1 protein-coding gene is annotated in these 435 nt (G+C 68.0%); it reads left to right on the top strand.

The features are described from left to right. A partial coding sequence (locus ACYZGB_RS22865) for an IS30 family transposase (protein ID WP_462391278.1) occupies window positions 1-435 on the top strand: 435 nt, incomplete at both ends.

Genomic DNA, 435 nt, shown 5'->3' with positions numbered 1-435 from the left:
CGGCGCAAGGCACACACGGGTGCGGGGCAGCTGCGCGATCGCGTGGGCATCGCACAGCGCCCCGCCATCGTGGACAAGCGAGCGCGCCTGGGTGACTGGGAGGGCGACACCATCGCCTCGGGTGCGGGTGGACTGGCAGGGCTGGTGACCCTGACCGAGCGGCGCTCGCGCTACACACTGGCGCAGCATGTGCGGCGGCGCCAGGCCGAGCCGGTGAGCCAGGCCATCATCGAAATGCTCAGGCCCCATCCCAAGCACCGCCACACCCTGACGCTGGACAACGGCAAGGAGTTCGCCGAGCACAGGTGGGTGCACAGACGCCTGAAGACGAAGGTGTACTTCGCCGATCCGCACAGCCCTTGGCAGCGTGGGCTCAACGAGAACCACAATGGGCTGCTACGCCACTACTTCCCCAAGGGCAGTGATCTGGGCACG

The sequence above is a fragment of the Acidovorax sp. Q11 genome (assembly GCF_054950075.1).
Note: the sequence above shows the minus strand (reverse complement) of the source record. Positions and strands in the feature narration are given on the sequence as shown.